Origin of the sequence: Sphingomonas sp. HDW15A (assembly GCF_011301715.1) — a bacterium.
GTDB lineage: Bacteria > Pseudomonadota > Alphaproteobacteria > Sphingomonadales > Sphingomonadaceae > Sphingomicrobium.
Genome location: NZ_CP049870.1, coordinates 1505083 through 1520228 on the forward strand (window position 1 = coordinate 1505083; position 15146 = coordinate 1520228).

The 15146-nt window shown below is 61.5% G+C and carries 15 protein-coding genes, 1 other RNA gene and 2 pseudogenes; 7 read left to right on the top strand and 11 right to left on the bottom strand.

Annotated features, from left to right (window positions below; genetic code table 11):
- Position 1 precedes the first annotated feature (1 nt).
- On the top strand, positions 2–718 hold the full coding sequence (locus tag G7076_RS07810) for a hypothetical protein (RefSeq protein ID WP_166201809.1): 717 nt from the start codon (positions 2–4) through the stop codon (positions 716–718).
- Between the two features lie 68 nt (positions 719–786).
- Here G7076_RS07810 and G7076_RS07815 read toward each other — a convergent pair whose 3' ends face one another.
- The 5 genes and pseudogenes from G7076_RS07815 to G7076_RS07835 all read right to left on the bottom strand — a co-directional run bounded on the left by G7076_RS07815 (position 787) and on the right by G7076_RS07835 (position 5609).
- The gene (locus G7076_RS07815) at positions 787–2919 is read right to left on the bottom strand and encodes a M3 family metallopeptidase (protein ID WP_166201811.1); all 2133 of its coding nucleotides are present in this window, start codon (positions 2917–2919) and stop codon (positions 787–789) included.
- A 96-nt stretch (positions 2920–3015) separates the two neighbouring features.
- Entirely contained in the window at positions 3016–3510 is a 495-nt protein-coding gene (locus tag G7076_RS07820; RefSeq protein WP_166201813.1) for an NUDIX hydrolase, read from the bottom strand.
- A 3-nt stretch (positions 3511–3513) separates the two neighbouring features.
- Positions 3514–4188 (bottom strand): hypothetical protein, encoded by a 675-nt coding sequence (locus tag G7076_RS12450; protein ID WP_166201815.1) that lies wholly within the window; start codon positions 4186–4188, stop codon positions 3514–3516.
- Between the two features lie 418 nt (positions 4189–4606).
- Positions 4607–5008, bottom strand: a pseudogene (locus G7076_RS12455) (TPM domain-containing protein); the annotation flags it as partial.
- Position 5009: 1 nt separating this feature from the next.
- Positions 5010–5609, bottom strand: a complete 600-nt coding sequence (locus tag G7076_RS07835; RefSeq protein ID WP_166201817.1) for a LemA family protein — start codon at positions 5607–5609, stop codon at positions 5010–5012.
- A 119-nt stretch (positions 5610–5728) separates the two neighbouring features.
- Between G7076_RS07835 and mscL the strand changes: the two genes are divergently transcribed.
- Positions 5729–6154, top strand: a complete 426-nt coding sequence (mscL, locus tag G7076_RS07840) for a large conductance mechanosensitive channel protein MscL (RefSeq protein WP_166201819.1) — start codon at positions 5729–5731, stop codon at positions 6152–6154.
- A gap of 9 nt (positions 6155–6163) precedes the next feature.
- Here the strand turns inward: mscL and G7076_RS07845 are convergent, their stop codons facing one another.
- The 3 genes from G7076_RS07845 to ssrA all read right to left on the bottom strand — a co-directional run bounded on the left by G7076_RS07845 (position 6164) and on the right by ssrA (position 9644).
- Complete coding sequence (locus tag G7076_RS07845) at positions 6164–8248, bottom strand: amidohydrolase family protein (RefSeq protein ID WP_240913746.1); 2085 nt, start codon at positions 8246–8248, stop codon at positions 6164–6166.
- Positions 8249–8309: 61 nt separating this feature from the next.
- The gene (locus tag G7076_RS07850) at positions 8310–9191 is read right to left on the bottom strand and encodes a hypothetical protein (RefSeq protein WP_166201821.1); all 882 of its coding nucleotides are present in this window, start codon (positions 9189–9191) and stop codon (positions 8310–8312) included.
- A 100-nt stretch (positions 9192–9291) separates the two neighbouring features.
- Positions 9292–9644, bottom strand: a transfer-messenger RNA (tmRNA) gene (gene ssrA, locus G7076_RS07855).
- Between the two features lie 110 nt (positions 9645–9754).
- Here ssrA and G7076_RS07860 point away from each other — a divergent pair.
- Complete coding sequence (locus G7076_RS07860) at positions 9755–10027, top strand: hypothetical protein (protein WP_166201823.1); 273 nt, start codon at positions 9755–9757, stop codon at positions 10025–10027.
- A gap of 99 nt (positions 10028–10126) precedes the next feature.
- The gene (locus G7076_RS07865) at positions 10127–10873 is read left to right on the top strand and encodes an NUDIX domain-containing protein (protein WP_166201825.1); all 747 of its coding nucleotides are present in this window, start codon (positions 10127–10129) and stop codon (positions 10871–10873) included.
- Between the two features lie 77 nt (positions 10874–10950).
- Here the strand turns inward: G7076_RS07865 and G7076_RS07870 are convergent, their stop codons facing one another.
- Entirely contained in the window at positions 10951–11217 is a 267-nt protein-coding gene (locus G7076_RS07870; protein WP_166201827.1) for an SWIB/MDM2 domain-containing protein, read from the bottom strand.
- Positions 11218–11306: 89 nt separating this feature from the next.
- Positions 11307–12107 (bottom strand): LD-carboxypeptidase, encoded by an 801-nt coding sequence (locus G7076_RS07875; RefSeq protein WP_166201829.1) that lies wholly within the window; start codon positions 12105–12107, stop codon positions 11307–11309.
- A gap of 47 nt (positions 12108–12154) precedes the next feature.
- Between G7076_RS07875 and G7076_RS07880 the strand changes: the two are divergent.
- The 3 genes and pseudogenes from G7076_RS07880 to G7076_RS07890 all read left to right on the top strand — a co-directional run bounded on the left by G7076_RS07880 (position 12155) and on the right by G7076_RS07890 (position 14435).
- Positions 12155–13542 (top strand): annotated as a pseudogene (locus G7076_RS07880) (Mur ligase family protein).
- 108 nt (positions 13543–13650) lie between these two features.
- Complete coding sequence (locus G7076_RS07885; protein ID WP_240913747.1) at positions 13651–13950, top strand: hypothetical protein; 300 nt, start codon at positions 13651–13653, stop codon at positions 13948–13950.
- Positions 13950–14435: a hypothetical protein gene (locus G7076_RS07890; RefSeq protein ID WP_166201832.1), complete on the top strand. Its 486-nt coding sequence runs from the start codon at positions 13950–13952 to the stop codon at positions 14433–14435. The genes G7076_RS07885 and G7076_RS07890 overlap by 1 nt, the downstream gene beginning before the upstream one ends.
- Here the strand turns inward: G7076_RS07890 and G7076_RS07895 are convergent.
- Positions 14432–14983, bottom strand: coding sequence for a hypothetical protein (locus G7076_RS07895; RefSeq protein ID WP_166201834.1), 552 nt, complete (start codon positions 14981–14983; stop codon positions 14432–14434). The two genes, G7076_RS07890 and G7076_RS07895, sit on opposite strands and share 4 nt — an antisense overlap.
- Positions 14984–15146: the final 163 nt, after the last annotated feature.

The window sequence follows — 15146 nt, forward strand, 5'->3', positions numbered from 1 at the left end:
AATGAATAAGTGGGTTCTCGCCGCTTGCGGTGCGGCGCTCGCTGTTGGCGCGATAGAAGCCGCAGCCGCAGCCGCAGTCCTGGTCGTTCGTTCTTCCGGACCGTCGGCAAAGGCCTACCCGGCCGGCAAGGCGGTTCCGGACAACAGCAAGATCAATCTCAAGGCTAATGACGTGGTCATTCTACTCGATTCGCGGGGAACGAGAACCTTGCGCGGGCCGGGCACCTTCGATGCTTCGGCGACGAGCGGCAGCTCGACTTCTGCCTTGGCGGCGCTTTCCGGAACGACCGCGACTCGCCGCCGGGTCGGGGCCACTCGGCAGCCGCCGACCGGCGCTACTGCCGGCCGCAATGTGTGGCAGGCCGATGTGAGCCGCTCCGGCAATTTGTGCGTCGTCAATCCCGCCGACACCGGCCTTTATCGTCCAACGGCAGATGGCCCTGCCACCGTGACGATCAAGGAAGCCGGCACGGGCAAGACCGCGACCGTGAGCTTTGCTGCGGGACAGCGCAACGCGTCGTGGCCGGCGGAACTGCCGGTTTCGTCCGGCCAGCGCTACGAGATCAGCGGCGCCGGGTCGAATGTGACCGTGAACGCCAAGTCCATCTCCCCTGTCCCAGCCGGGATGGAAGGGCTTGCTCAGCGCCTGATAACCAACGATTGCCAGGCGCAACTCGACGTGCTGATCGACACTTTCACGTCGCCGACCGCCAGTTAACTCGCCTTTCGCCGAACAAAAAAAGGGCCTCCCGGCGGGAGGCCCTTTCCTTTTGTGCGATACGCCGATCAGTTAGTCGGGAAGCCGCGGCGCTTGAGCAGCGCCTTGACGTCCGGATCGCGGCCACGGAACTGCCGATAGGCTTCGGCACGATCGGTTTCGTTGCCGGTCGACAGCAGAACCGTGCGGAAGCGATCGGCGATTGTCCGGTCGAACGGATTACCGGCCTCTTCGAAAGCCGCCCAGGTGTCCGCGTCCATCGTCTCCGACCATAGGTAGCTATAGTAGCCGGCAGAGTAGGCGTCCGACGAAAACAGGTGACCGAACTGCGGCAGGCGGTGACGCATCACCGTTTCCTTCGGCATACCGATTTCGGCGAGGGCCTTCTTCTCGAACGCATCGGGGTCGACAACACCGTCGGCCTTCGTGTGAAGCTTCATGTCGACAAGCGCAGATGAAAGGTACTGGACCGTCTCGTAACCCTGGTTGAACGTATCGGAAGCCTCAATCTTCTTGAGCAGGCTCTCCGGCATCGGTTCGCCCGTCTTGTAGTGGCGAGCAAAGCGCTCAAGCACCGGTCGGGTCAGCAGCCAATTCTCGTTCACCTGACTCGGATATTCCACAAAATCTCGCTGCGAGCCGCTCAACGACGGATAATAGACGTCCGTCAACAGGCCGTGAATGGCGTGGCCGAATTCGTGGAAAAGGGTCGTTGCATCGTCGAGCGTAATCAAGACCGGCTCTCCCGGACCCGGCTTGATGAAGTTGTTGTTATTCGAGACAAGTTTCGGACGGCTTCCAAGCAATCCTGACGAATCGCGGTATCCGGTCGCCCAGGCACCCGAGCGCTTGCCTTCTCGCGCATAGGTGTCGAGATACCAGAGGCCGATGACCTTGCCGGTCTTCGCATTCGTCACCTCGAAGGTGCGGACGCTCGGCTCCCAGACTGGGACTTTTCCGGTGTTCTCGGTGAATTTGAGGTCGTACAGCTGCTCGGCAGACCAGTGCATGCCCTTCACCAGATTATCGAGCTGGAAGTAGGGTTTGATTTCGTCCTGGCTGAGGTCGTACTTCGCCTTGCGAACCTTCTCCATGTAGAAGCGATAGTCCCACGGCTCGATTGAAGTGACCCCATCCTTGGCCGCGATTGGCTTCATTTCGGCCACTTCCTCGCCAACACGTTTAACTGCAGCCGGCCAGACGCGCATCATCAGGTCCATCGCGCGTTCCGGCGTCTTGGCCATCGTGTCCTGCATGCGAAGTTCGGCGTGGGATTTGAATCCGAGCAAGTGCGCACGGTCGGCGCGCAACTTCACGATCTTGGCGATGATGGCGTTGGTGTCGTTGGCATTGCCGTTGTCGCCGCGATTGACGAACGCCTGCCAGACCTTCTGTCGGAGAGCGCGGTTGGTGGCGAAGCTCAGCACCGGATCGGCTGCCGAGCGGGTGTTGCGGATGGCGTACTTCCCCGCACCAAGGTTCTTGTCCTTGGCGAGGGAGGCGGCGGCCTGTTTCACGTCGTTGGGAATCCCAGCCATCTCGGCTTCGGTAGCAACGATCCAGGTCCCCTCGTCCTTGAGCAGGCGAGAGTTGAATTCGGAGAATAGCGACGACAATTCCTTGTTCATCGCTTTGAGCTGTTCTTTCTTGGCCGCATCGAGCTTGACGCCACGACGAACCAGCCCGTCATATGTACGGGTAAGCAGGCGCATCTGCTTGGCATCGAGACCGAGGCTGTCGCGCTTGTTGTAGAGCGTCTCGACGCGGGCGAAATACTTCGGGTCGAGCGAGATTTCGTCGAACGCGGCCGACAGCAATGGCGACCACTTCTTGTCGAGAGCCTCATAAGCCGGGTTCGACATATTGTCGGTCATCACGCTGAACATGCTCAGCACGTTGCTGATCCGCTCGCCGGTCTTGTCGCTCGCTTCGATGGTGTTGGCGAACGTCGGCGCTTGCGGGTTGTTGGCGATCACCGCCGCTTCCCGCTTCAATTCGTCGATCGCGACCTGAATCGCCTGGTCGTACAGTTCAGGCTTTGAATGGTCCCACGGCGGGACGCCCTGATAGGGACCCTTCCAATCCGCAAGCAGTATGTTGTTCGAGGCAGCGGCAGTCGTTGGCGCCGATTGCGCCATAGCGGCGGTTGCGCCGCCGGTCATTACGAGCGCAGCTGCGCTCGCCATCAGAATTGTCTTCATGAAACCCCACTCCCAAATGGAAATTTGCGTGCTTCCTATAGGAGCGGGTCTGAACCTGCCGCAACTTTCCCGTCGATGAACGGCCTCAGTCCTCGACTAAAGGCTGGAAGCTCCGAGAAGAAGCAACAGCTTGGCGTCGACGGCAAGGCCGCGCTCGCGGCAGGAATCAACGAACTCCGCGACATTTTCCCGCTCCACGAGGTGGACCGCAATGTCCTCCTCACTTTTGGCGCCTCCGGGAGAAACGCCATGCGCTTTCACCAGGTCGAAGCCTTCCGCTACCATGCCCGGAGATGAATGGAACCGGCCAAGCCGCTCGACGCTTGCAGCGACGAAGCCGGTTTCCTCTTCGAGCTCCTTGAGCGCGGTTTCCTCGACGCCATTATCGTCCTCGTCGCCAACGAGACCGGCTGGCAGTTCGAGGCAGCGGCGGCCGAGCGGAGTGCGGTACTGCTCGACCAGGACGACCTTGCCGTCATGCTCGGCGATGATGACGACCGCGCTTACGCCGCCGCACCGTTCGACATATTCCCACGGCCCGTCGGTAACAACGCGGATATATTTTCCCTGCCAGCGGACCTGCTTCGACATGTCTTAGAGCTCAATGAGCTTGTCGGGGATTTCGTTCCTGTCCGCCGCATCGCGCGGGAAATGATGGGCCAGGACCTCGCCGATCAGCGCGATTGCGGCGACAATTCCATCGGCGGGGCGCCCGTCCTTCACATCGGCAATTAGCGCCGCCATTGCCTCGCCCCACGTTTCCGGTGTGGTGACAGCGGTGATCGCTGCGTCACCGACGATTTCGGCGCGGTGCTCTCCCATCGACAGGTAGATCAGGACTCCGGTACGTCCTTCGGTCCGGCGTTCGGCCGCCGCCTTGAAGAGCATAATTGCTCGGCGGCGGACGCGTCGGGTCTTGGTCGCGCCGGGAGTGAGCGCGAGCCTGAGCGGCATCCACTTCATCACGAAGAGGACGAAGAGGAATTTAGCGAGCGCGACCCCCAGTAAAAGGGTCAGCATCGCCCGTTCGCTGGGCGGTGCGCTCCAACCCATCAACAGCGCCCAAGTCCAGTCGAGCAAAGGCGGCCAAGCCGCAACGGTTCCAAGATAGAAAAACAACACCGCAACGGCGTAATGCAGGCCGACGTCGTGGTAGGAATCGCTTGTTTGCGCGGTGATCGCGATGATCTCGCCGGCCGTTCCGGTTTCCGCAACAGCAATCGCTTCGCTGACCCGCTGATGGTCGGCCTCGGATACGTCGAGTGTCACCAGCTGCCCCTGCCCCGCCACCGCCAAACGAGCCCCCGCCGAAGCCACCGAAACCACCCCCTCCTCCGCCGAAACCGCCGAAACCTCCGCCGCCGCCCCAGCCGCCGCGTCCGCGCGAAGCATGACTGAGGGCCTCCAGGCCCCACAAGACGACAACTGGGTCGATGCCTCCACGCCGGCGTCGGCTCTGGTAGCGCCGGCCGCCCCGAGTCATTCCGTTGATACCGCCGATAATCATGAAGAAGACGAAGACTATGACGATGACAGGCAGTAAGCCGACATCGTCTTGGCGATCACGTGCGCGGTTTTGCGCCGCCTGCGCGCGCTTAGCCGCTTCCTCGGGAGGAAGCTCGAGTTGCTGGATAATGGCATCGGCGCCGGCGACGATCCCGCCGCCCATGTCTCCAGCCTTGAACCTCGGCAGGATCGCCGAGCGGATAATCGTTCCGGCCATCGCATCGGTCAGATAGTCGTCCGCGCCATAACCGGTCGCAATCCAAACCTTTCGCTCGTTTGGTGCGACGAGCAGAAGCACGCCGGTGTCAGTCTGTTCGTCGCCAATGCCCCATTTGCGGCCAAGGTCGTTGGCGTAAGGCTGGATTTCCTGACCCCCGAGACTTTTGACAGTCACCACGACCAGCGCGCGCCCGCTGCGATCGTTGAAGGCGGTGAGCTTGCCAGTGAGGTCGACTTGCTGTGCGGGGGTAAGCAGGTCCGCCTGATCCAGGATCGGGCCGGCCGGGCGTTCCGGAAGTTGCGCCGCGGCCGCGCCGGCGGCGAAGAAAACCGCCAGCCAAAGGGCCACAAGCCAGCGGAACATGTCAGCCCGCCGTATTGAAGTCGACCTTGGGCGCCGTGTCGGCGCCGGCTGCGGCCTGGAACGGCACCTTCGGCTTGGCGCCGTAGAAGATCTTCGCGCCGATTGCGTCGGGGAAGGTACGGATCGTGGTGTTATAGCTACGCACCGCTGCATTATAGTCCTGGCGCGAGGTATTGATTCGGTTTTCGCTGCCCTCGATCTGGTCCTGGAGCGCAAGGAAGTTCGCGTTCGACTTCAGGTCCGGATAGGCCTCGAACGTTGCCAGCAGTCGGCCAAGCGACCCGCCGAGTTGCGCCTGCGCATTGGCATATTGCTGCACCTTCGCTGGGTCCGAGAGGTCCTCCGCGTTGATCTGGATGCTCGTTGCCTTGGCACGCGCTTCGGTCACCTCGGTCAATACGGTGCGCTCCTGCTGGGCATAGCCCTTCACCGTCTCGACAAGGTTGGGAATGAGGTCGGCGCGGCGCTGGTAATCGGCCTGGAGGTTGCCGAACGCTTCGTTGACCCGCTCTTCGGCTGTCGGAACGGAATTGAGACCGCAGCCCGAAAGGCTGACGGCGGCAATCGGCGCAAGAAGTCCGAAACGGCGAAGTGCGGTCATGAACTTAAACCCCCTCAAATTGTTGCGGACACGAATCTAGGGACGTGTCTTAGGCCTTTCAATCACCCCGCGAGACGTTAGGTTCCGAATATCTTCGACAGGATTCGGAGCAGGCGCGTATGTTCTCGGAATTCAGGGCCTTCATCGCCCGGGGAAATGTGCTGGATCTGGCCGTCGCGGTGATCATCGGAGCAGCATTTGCGACCATCACCGCCAGCCTGACCGACGACATCATCATGCCGGTCGTTGGTGCGGTCTTTGGCGGACTCGACTTTGCCAACCATTTCACCCTTCTCGGCCCAATACCGGATGGCTTCAAGGGTGACGTCGGAAGCTATGCCGATCTTAAGAAGGCCGGTGTCGCGGTGCTGGGCTGGGGCCAGTTCGTGACCGTCCTCATAAATTTCCTGATCCTGGCCTTCGCGATCTTCCTGATCGTTCGCTACGCCAACCGGCTAACCAAGCGCGGCGAAGACGTGCCCGCTGGTCCGACGGAGATCGAACTTCTGACAGAGATCAGGGACGAGATTAAGAAGCGAAGTTAATCGCAGCGCCTATTTCGGACGACCGCCCCATCCCGCCGCCTTGCGTAGGGCCGCGCCGTCCATCACCGTTCCGTCGCTGACCACGGTTACGACGCGGCGAAGGGCGCCTAGATCGGTCGTTACATCGCCATCGACCAGCAACAGGTCGGCTTCCTTCCCAACTTTAATGGAACCAGTGCGGCCAGCAACACCGACCATCTTTGCTGGGACAATCGTCGCGGTTGCAAGCGCGTCGGCGTTGCTGAATCCCGCTTGCTTATAGAGTTCCAACTCGCGAACGAGTTCTATGCCCCATCCGTCCGTTCCGGCGACAATGGGCACTCCGGCTTTGTGCAATGCTGAAAGCAGGGACACCATTTTGGCGAAGCTCTTGCGATAATCATCACGCGTCAGATTCTCGATCAGGGGATGCCCTCCGGCCTTGAACCAGCGATCGGCGACAGGCGAGATAATTCCCGCGTAAGGTGCATAAGCCGGCGAGAAAGTACCGCCGTCCATCGTCAGAGCGCCCTCGAAGATCACCAGCGTGGGATCGATTATCGTCCTGCGCTTCGCTAACTCGGCAATGAATCCCCGCATTTCCGGCGAATTGAGGTCGACGTCCTTGGCATATTTGGCCGGACCCTCGATCCGCGCCGCGGTGTTTGCCTTGTCGACGACCGACTTCGGCATCGCCTGCATCATGACGAAGTTCAGGTGCGTGATTTCATCGTAGCCCGCACGGACCGCCTCGAGCGGGCGCATGGTCGCGGGTACATGACCGTGAACATGAAGGCCGAGCTTGTGCGCCTCGGCCGCGGCCGGGGCGATCCACGCGGGATTCATCGACGTGTAGAACTTGGCGCCCCAAAGACCCGCCTCCTTGATCTTGCGGACGGCGGCAATCGCTTCTGCCTCACTCGAAACGGTAAGCGCGCCTTGCGCGGCCAGTGGATCCTTGCGGTCAATGATCGCAGAAATGAAGGGCTCGCCCATCAGCAAGTCGCCGCTATTGCGGCGTGCGACGACATCGCCGGCGCGATCGATCATCGTGCCGGGGCTTCGGAAGCTCGTGTAGCCGCTCGCCAAATTGGCGAGGACATCCCAATCGTCGCCGATATGGAGGTGGCTGTCCCAAAGTCCCGGAACCAGGGTCTTGCCTTTTCCGTCGATCGTGCGAACGCCTGCTGGCATAGCCATCTCAGCGAGCGACCCAATCGCGGCAATTTTGCCGTCGGCGACATAGACGGACTGGTTCGGTACGAAACGACGGTTGTCAGCGTCAAAAATCGTGACATCGGTGAACAACACCGGCGCCTTTGCCGCATCGGTCAGGAATTGGTGGGCAACGGTCTTGACGGCTTTTGCCGTATAGGCGTCCTGCTTGTCCCGAAGAACCTTGGCATGCGCTTCGTATCCTGCCGGGACGACCGATATCCAGCCGATGTCGGCAAACCACTTCCCGTCCTCGATCCAGGTGGTCACCGGTGTCGAAGAAATGCCACGAATCAGCGCGAGCTCAACGATTTTCGGCCCACCCGGGCCGGTCAGTTCGGCCGTGATCCCCGTTCGTTCCAGGCTTGCGCGGCCAGAAGGTAGCAAGGCGATTCCGCTGGGCCCGGCCTTGACCATGGCCTCGACCATCGCCGCGCTGACCACTCCCGGGGCGTTAGCGGGCAGATAATAACCCTGTGTCCCTGCCTCCCCGGTCCCGTCGGTGAGGTTCGACCAGTGTGCCTTGCCGCCCGTGTAAGAGAAGGATTCGTCGGCATTGCCGCCGGGAGTGATTCCCCGGACCTTTAGTCCTGTCAGGCGGCCCTGGTCGTCACTGCGGTAGAGGGCGTCAGTCTCCGTGATCCAGCCGCGAAGCGACTGGGAATAGCGCGCCGCGCGGCTCCCGTCCGGCTTGGACCAAAGCCAAATCTGGCCATGCTGGCCGGCATCGGAAACCACCACGTAGCGCTCGGCAGAAGCGGGCGGAATCAGCAGCTGCTCTTTTGCAACAGGCTTGCTTGCGGCTGAAACGTCAGCGGCAGGCGCAGTCTCGTGAGCGGTCAGCGTCGCCGGAATGCAGGCAGTACAAAGCGCAGCGGCAATCAGCATGTTCCGAGCCATTGGATTTCCCCTTCTGGAATACCCGGCAAGCTGCCCGCTAAGCACCCCTCATGCAACCCGCCTAGAGCTTGATAAGCGCCTCGGGCAGTTTGTCCGAGGCCGGTGTCACGTCCCAGTGCACCTCGCGTCCTGTTGCGTGCGCAGCCGGTCCGTCTTCGCTGTTATTGGTCAGGAACTCGCCGTCGGTGACGATCGCGAACCTTCCCTGTGCAAGGGACTTCGGGCCGTCCCCGCCCTTGTCGGGTAAGCCCATCATTCGCGCGCGAGCGCTCAGCGGGCCGGACCCTCCGGTGAAGGCCGGGGCGGTCACTTGCACTGCGCCATCGGCGCGCGGCCGGATCGTGACGAAGGGGATGAGCATGTCGGAGTCGGGCATCAGCGGGAAGGCATAGTCCTGCCTTGCACTTCCCTCGAAGCGGTAGACGACGTCGAACAGGCCTTTGCCTTTGTAGCTCACGGACTTCCACCCCGCCTGCTTCATCAGCTTGGCGGCAAAAGCACGGTTAGATTCTTCGTCCGTCCCCGGCATTCCGAACAGCTTCGCCATCTCCGAATTTTCCTGGGCCTTCTTCGACAGCCGCTCAGCCTCCTGCTTGTCGTGCTTGGCCTTTTGGGATGCAATCTCAACCGGGCTGCAGGTCCGCGTTTCCGCGCTCACCGGGTCAACGCCCTGTTCGCTAACGTTGTCGCCGGCCATCGTGATCTCAACGACGCCGGATTCGACCCTGCCATCCTTGTAACAGCGGACCATCGAGCCATTGAAAGGCGCTGGCTGGCCTGAATCGTTGGGCATCTGCAGGAAAATTTCGCCGCGGTAGTCCATGACGAACGTGCCATTCTTTCGAAGGGTCAACTCCGACTGGAACTTGCCAGGTGTCCACAGACAACCCGTAAGAAGCAGCGGTGCGGCCGCGACAAACGCCAGTTTGGACCAAATGCGCATATTGAATCCCCCCGGATATCCGCATTAACCATAGTCGCCTGCGAAGCGGGGCAAAAGGGGAAGGTGGGAGGCTTCTGTTGCCCGGCGCCTCCCCTGCCGCTGGAATCCCCTTCTGTTGCCCGGTGGGGTCCGACCGCGCTTTTGTCATTGTAACTTCAGACCGTTAGGCCGTCAGTTACGCAGCAATTGCGAGCGCCTCGTTATCGTTGGCACTTGTGAAATGAGCCGTTGCGGTGGTCTCATACCGATCGGCAACCGGGCCTTTACCGCACTCGTCGATCCTGTTTCGCCCCATCAGCAACGGCGGAACCCCGCTCGCGTCCCGCCGCTGCTGGTGGAGGCGCCGGGGTACTGCCCCCGGGTCCGAAATGCTTATTCCACCCGATCGTCTACCGACGTAGCCGGTTGCCCGGCTCCGCCAATCTAGTCCTTTCAAGGGTCATCTTCAAGAAGTTGACAAAATCGTCTCGGGCGCGGAACCGTTGCGGCGGCGATGGGTTGGAACGGGTCTAAACCACCCAATTTGGCGGCTCATCGCCGTCGACAACAAGGGGATGAATGCAATGAAGAAGGTTTCTTTCGCTTTGGTCGGTGCCGCTGCGCTCGCGCTGTCGGCTTGCGGTGGCCAGGGTGACGATACGCTCGGCGACAACGTTGCCGACAACTATGACGCCGCCGCCGACAATCTCGACGCAATGGCCGACAACACGGCCAGCGAGGCGGAATCGGACGCTCTGGAAAATCAGGCTGACGCCCTCCGCGAGGAAGGCGAGAACAAGGAAGAGGCGATCGACGAAGCTGACGTCAATTCGGCCAACGCCGTCAACGCCATGTAATATGTTCACCGTCCCGCACGCGGACGATGGCAAGAAGGCCGGTGCTCCCTTGGGGCGCCGGCCTTTTTCTTTCCTCCTGGCGCTCCTAAGTCAGCCCCGATGACCGATACGGCGATACCTGCAGCGACCATCGTCGTAATGCGTGATGGACGTGGTGAACGCCCTCAAGTGCTGGCCGTGACACGCGGCCGCGACATGGCCTTTGCAGGCGGTGCGCTGGCCTTCCCGGGCGGACGTATCGACGAGGCCGACCGAGAGCTTGCGAAAACTTTCAGCGACCCTCACGCGGCCTGGAAGCTGGCGGCTATTCGAGAACTGATCGAAGAAACCGGAGTTGCCGTCGCGCTCGATCCACTGCCGTCCGAAGCTTTGGTCGCGGAAGCGCAGCGTAGACTTCATCAGGGCGAAGAGTTCGCCGAATTGCTCCGCCAATTTGCCCTATCGCCCATTCTCGATGCTTTGATCCCTTTCACGCGTTGGAAGCCGGCCTTCACTCAGGCTCGGATTTTCGACACCATTTTTTTCCTCGCCGAGGCCGCCGAAGGGGATTGGCATCCGCGCCCGCAGCCTGGCGAATGCGAGTCCGCCGAGTGGGTCAGCGCAGCGGAACTGCTTGAGCGCATCGATGGCGGCACAGCCCATGCCATCTTCCCGACCAAGCGCAATCTTGAGCGGCTCGCGCGCTTCGGCTCGATCGGTGAGGCCCGGGCCGACGCGGCCGCCTTCCCGCTCGAAACCATCACCCCACAAGTCGAAACGATCGATGGGAAGCAACACGTCACGATTCCTGGCGGCCTCGGTTATCCAGTGACTTCGGAACCGCTGGCCACCGCTTTTCGCGCGTAATTTTCGGGCACATGCGAAAAGGGCCCGCGCATCGCTGCGCAGGCCCTCTCTCCTTCACCGCTGGCGCGGCGAAAAACCTACTTGAGGTGGTTCGACAGATGCTTGTTCATCTCGAACATCGTGCAGCGGTCCTTGCCAAAGACTTTCTTCAGCTTGTCGTCGGCCAGGATTTCGCGCTTGTTCTGCGGGTTCTGCAGGTTGTTCTTGCGAATGTGATCCCAGACCTTTGAAACCACTTCGCTGCGCGGAAGCGGACTGGAACCGACGATCGCCGCGAGATCCGACGACGGGGTCACCGGACGAGCCAGACCACCCCCTGCTTTACGACCCGTAGATTTTGCCATGAGGCCCTCCTGTTGAATTCAGGAATTCGTAGAGCGCGATTCGCCTCGCAATGCAATGGCTCTGTAGAGGGAAATTGGTGAGCGCCAATTTAGGAAAATGGCACGATCTTGTTGGCCGAATCGTGCCCGATGTCGGCCCGTCCGCCATATGCAATTCCCGAACGCTCACACCAGTCGACTATGACGCGCTCCTCGTCGCTCCCAAAATCCGGTTCATTTTCAATCACGTCGCTGACACGGCCGAGACGCAATCTGCGCACCTTGCGAACGTCGGCGTTGCTGGTGATGTGGAACATCGAGCGGTCCGTACGGTAAAGATGTTCCCCAACATCCTCGACGATGAGTTCGCGTCCCGCAAAGTCCGGCTGCAATTCTGTCCCCAGAAAATTTGAAAGCACGGTCAAGTTGAAGGCAAATGCCGGTCCGTCGAGCCCCGCTTCTAGTCCTGAGTCGCTGCGCTGCAGCAACCAGTCCAGTGCGCGGTCGATCGCCTGCTCGCCGCCGTTTCGCAGGACATCTTGGGGCATCGGCCCGTGCGCGACCTTGAGCCCAGATTTATGAAAAGCGGCAAGCAGGAAGCCCGCATCGCTGTAGCCGAGATAGGTCTTGTGTCGTGCTTCGTCCGGCAGGTCGGCCACCGCCGCAAGTGCAATCCGGTTCGAGCCATAACCGCCGCGCGCGAACCAGACTGCGTCGATGCTGGGATCCGCCATCACTTCGCGGAGCGCTGAGAGCCGCGCTGCATCCGGCCCGGCGAAATGCCCTTCGCTGAGGAAGCATTGCGGGTGGACGAGAATCTCGCAGCCGTCGCGCAGTGCAGCACAAGCTTGTACCTGCTCTGCAGCCTCGCGCTTCAACGTGCAGCTCGGCGCGACGATCGCAATCTTCATGCCACTCCCCATTTGCAAGCCGCGCATTTCCCCATAGGGCAGCGGCCATGACGACTTCCACTACCTTCTTTTGCGGTATCGGCGGCAGCGGCATGTTGCCCCTTGCGACCATTGTCCGGGCGCGCGGTGAAAAGGTCGCCGGCTCCGACCGTTCTCTGGACGCAGGCCGGCTCGCCTCGAAATTCGATTACCTTCGTTCGCTCGGAATCCCGCTTTTCCCCCAGGACGGAAGCGGCCTGACGAAAGGCATGCGCCTTATCACCTCGGCCGCGATCGAGGAAAGCGTGCCCGACGTCGTCCGCGCCTCCGAACTCGGGCTGGAACGCCTGACCCGTCCGCAATTGCTGGCCCAGCTCGTCAATGATGCGCAGACAAGCGTCGCCGTCGGCGGCACAAGCGGCAAATCGACCGTCACCGGCATGATCGGCTGGATCCTTCATGCCTGCCACCGCCAGCCAACGGTCATGAACGGCGCGGTGATGAAGAATTTCGTCAGCCCGTCCGCACCGTTCGCCTCGGCACTTGTCGGCGACCCGGAGTTGTTCGTCAGCGAGGTCGACGAGAGTGACGGCTCAATCGCCCTGTACCGCTCAACCGTGGCAGTGCTGACGAACGTCAGCCTGGACCACCACGGTCTGGATGAGTTGCGAAGCCTGTTCGGCGCCTTCCTCGCGCGGGCCCGGACGGCGGTCGTCAATCTCGATGATCCCGAAACGCGGGCGATGGCCGAGATCCTGCGCGATTCTGTCGGTTACGGTTTCGACAGTCCTGGCGCGGCCGTCATCGGACACAATCTTCAGCTCGGCGAAAATGGCACGAGCTTCACCGTCCGTTCGGGCGAGAGTTCTGCCCCTGTCAAACTGCCAGTTCCCGGACGCCACAATGCCTCCAACGCACTTGCAGCGATCGGCGCCGTGCTTGCCCTTGGGGTGCCGCTGGAAGACGCCGCTTCCGCTCTTTCCCGGTTCGAAGGTCTCAAGCGCCGGCTCGAAACTATAGGAAGTGCGGCAGGGGTCACGGTCATCGACGACTTCGCACATAACCCGGACAAGATTGCCGCGACACTGGCGACACTTGCGGCGCATCCCGGACGGATCCTCCTGATGTTCCAACCGCACGGCTACGGACCGCTCGCCAAGATGGGCGACGAACTTGCGGAGACGTTCGCGTCGGGCATGCGACCAGGCGATCGGCTTTATCTTCCTGACCCGGTCTATCAGGGGGGACGGTCGATCGCGCCCGCGGCTCGGAGTGGCTGGCGGAAGCGATCCGCGCTCACGGCGGCGATGCCATCCATGTCCCATCTCGCGACGAGCTCGGAGGAGTGCTCGCTTCAGAGGCCGCAAGCGGCGACCGGATCGTGGTCATGGGCGCGCGCGACGACACGCTTAGCGAGTTCGCCGCCGATCTCGTCGCCAAGATCGCGTTACGCTGACGAACTTTTTGCTACACCATGCATTCAGCGTGAGTGGGCGCAAACGGATCCGTGATCGGCTGGAAACTCGACAGGGAGCAGCGTCGGGCGCTTCTTGATGAATTTGATATGCGCTACGACGAACCGGTCGCCGATCACGTGACGCTGGAAGTGAAGGCTCACGCAAAGCCCCTCCCTCCCGATGTGAAATCCGCGATCGTCGGCTGGTCCGATGATGGGCGGGGCGTGCAAGCGATGGTAGTAAGCATCGACGGAATAACTAACCGGCCCGACGGCTCGACCTATCACATCACCTGGTCGCTCGCGCCGGGTCGAAAGGCGAAGGAAAGCAACGACGTGATCCGCGAGAAGGGCTGGACGCCAATCGATCCGCCAATCCCGCTGAAGCTGAGGCCGGCCAGGTTCTGATGGCGCCGCGGCTTTTCCTCGACCTTGATGGCGTGCTCGCGGACTTCGACCGCGGTGTTCACGACTTGCTCGGAATGTCCTCTGCACAATTCGAGAAACGCTTCGGTATCAGGGAATTCTGGAAACGGTTGGCGAAGGCGCCCGATTTCTACGCCCGGCTGCCGTTGATGGCGGACGCGCGAGAACTGTTCGATGCCGTCGCGCATCTGACCCCGACCATCCTCACTGGACTGCCGCTTGGAAAATGGGCGGCTCCGCAAAAGGTGGCGTGGTGCGAACAGCATTTCCCCCGCGTCCCGGTGATCACGTGCATGGCACGGGACAAGCATCGCTTCATGGATCCAGGCGACGTCCTGGTGGACGATCGCGATCGCCACCGCGCCGCCTATGAGGCGCATGGCGTCGTCTTCATTCATCACAAAAACACGCGGCAGAGCCTCGGGGATTTGAGTTCGATCTACAGGAGCATTGCCTTGCCGATTTAAGCGGCTGCGGCGATGTCGACCTTCTCTACCCACTCCGGCCAGAAGACCGGATCGCGGTTCGACCAGCCAGGCGCGGTCGCTGCGCTTTCGCTGATGGACTGGAGAAGCACGCGCCGCCGGTCGGGGTGGAGGTGCGGCAAGGCCGCAGCAGAGCAGAAAGCTGCCGGAAGCCACGGCCGGACGCCCGCACCGAGCAGACGCTCGTAGAGGAAGCGAAATGCCGCGAAGCTCGGCAGCCTGTCCTGGCCAAGGTCGAATGCAGCCAACGTCACGATCATGCCCATGAACGGCTCGATCATGTCGAGACCGCTGTCGTCGGGAACCTGAAGGCGCAGATGGTCGAGCTGCTTGTAGAAGCGCGACTGGGCTCGGATCGAGGCGGACTCGCCTTCGTCGCGGGCCCAGGTCTCAACGGCATCAGTGCGATGGAATGCCACGTCCAGCGAACGGCGAATATACCGCTGCGTCGCCTTCGGAAAACCGGCGAATTCCTTCATCTCCGCAAGCAGCAGGGCCCCTCCGGCCGGCTGACTGGTGCGCGTCGACATCGATCCCACTCCTTCTTCCTGGTGGGGATCATGCGCCGCAATCGGTTGCGAAACGCTTAACCATAGTCCCACCCCCCATTCATATTGAATCAAAGGGTTAGGTCTTCGGCAAGTCGGAAATCTTAACCGTGCGCAGCAAGGCGGCGGCACTGTCTCATTTCTG

Bases quoted from the DNA above. Each gene is read 5' to 3' on its own strand.
- G7076_RS07810 (WP_166201809.1), top strand. From the start codon at position 2: ATGAATAAGTGGGTTCTCGCCGCTTGCGGTGCGGCGCTCGCTGTTGGC.
- G7076_RS07815 (WP_166201811.1), bottom strand. From the start codon at position 2,919: ATGAAGACAATTCTGATGGCGAGCGCAGCTGCGCTCGTAATGACCGGC.
- G7076_RS07820 (WP_166201813.1), bottom strand. From the start codon at position 3,510: ATGTCGAAGCAGGTCCGCTGGCAGGGAAAATATATCCGCGTTGTTACC.
- G7076_RS07835 (WP_166201817.1), bottom strand. From the start codon at position 5,609: ATGACCGCACTTCGCCGTTTCGGACTTCTTGCGCCGATTGCCGCCGTC.
- mscL (WP_166201819.1), top strand. From the start codon at position 5,729: ATGTTCTCGGAATTCAGGGCCTTCATCGCCCGGGGAAATGTGCTGGAT.
- G7076_RS07845 (WP_240913746.1), bottom strand. From the start codon at position 8,248: ATGGCTCGGAACATGCTGATTGCCGCTGCGCTTTGTACTGCCTGCATT.
- G7076_RS07850 (WP_166201821.1), bottom strand. From the start codon at position 9,191: ATGCGCATTTGGTCCAAACTGGCGTTTGTCGCGGCCGCACCGCTGCTT.
- G7076_RS07860 (WP_166201823.1), top strand. From the start codon at position 9,755: ATGAAGAAGGTTTCTTTCGCTTTGGTCGGTGCCGCTGCGCTCGCGCTG.
- G7076_RS07865 (WP_166201825.1), top strand. From the start codon at position 10,127: ATGACCGATACGGCGATACCTGCAGCGACCATCGTCGTAATGCGTGAT.
- G7076_RS07870 (WP_166201827.1), bottom strand. From the start codon at position 11,217: ATGGCAAAATCTACGGGTCGTAAAGCAGGGGGTGGTCTGGCTCGTCCG.
- G7076_RS07875 (WP_166201829.1), bottom strand. From the start codon at position 12,107: ATGAAGATTGCGATCGTCGCGCCGAGCTGCACGTTGAAGCGCGAGGCT.
- G7076_RS07885 (WP_240913747.1), top strand. From the start codon at position 13,651: ATGCGCTACGACGAACCGGTCGCCGATCACGTGACGCTGGAAGTGAAG.
- G7076_RS07890 (WP_166201832.1), top strand. From the start codon at position 13,950: ATGGCGCCGCGGCTTTTCCTCGACCTTGATGGCGTGCTCGCGGACTTC.
- G7076_RS07895 (WP_166201834.1), bottom strand. From the start codon at position 14,983: ATGTCGACGCGCACCAGTCAGCCGGCCGGAGGGGCCCTGCTGCTTGCG.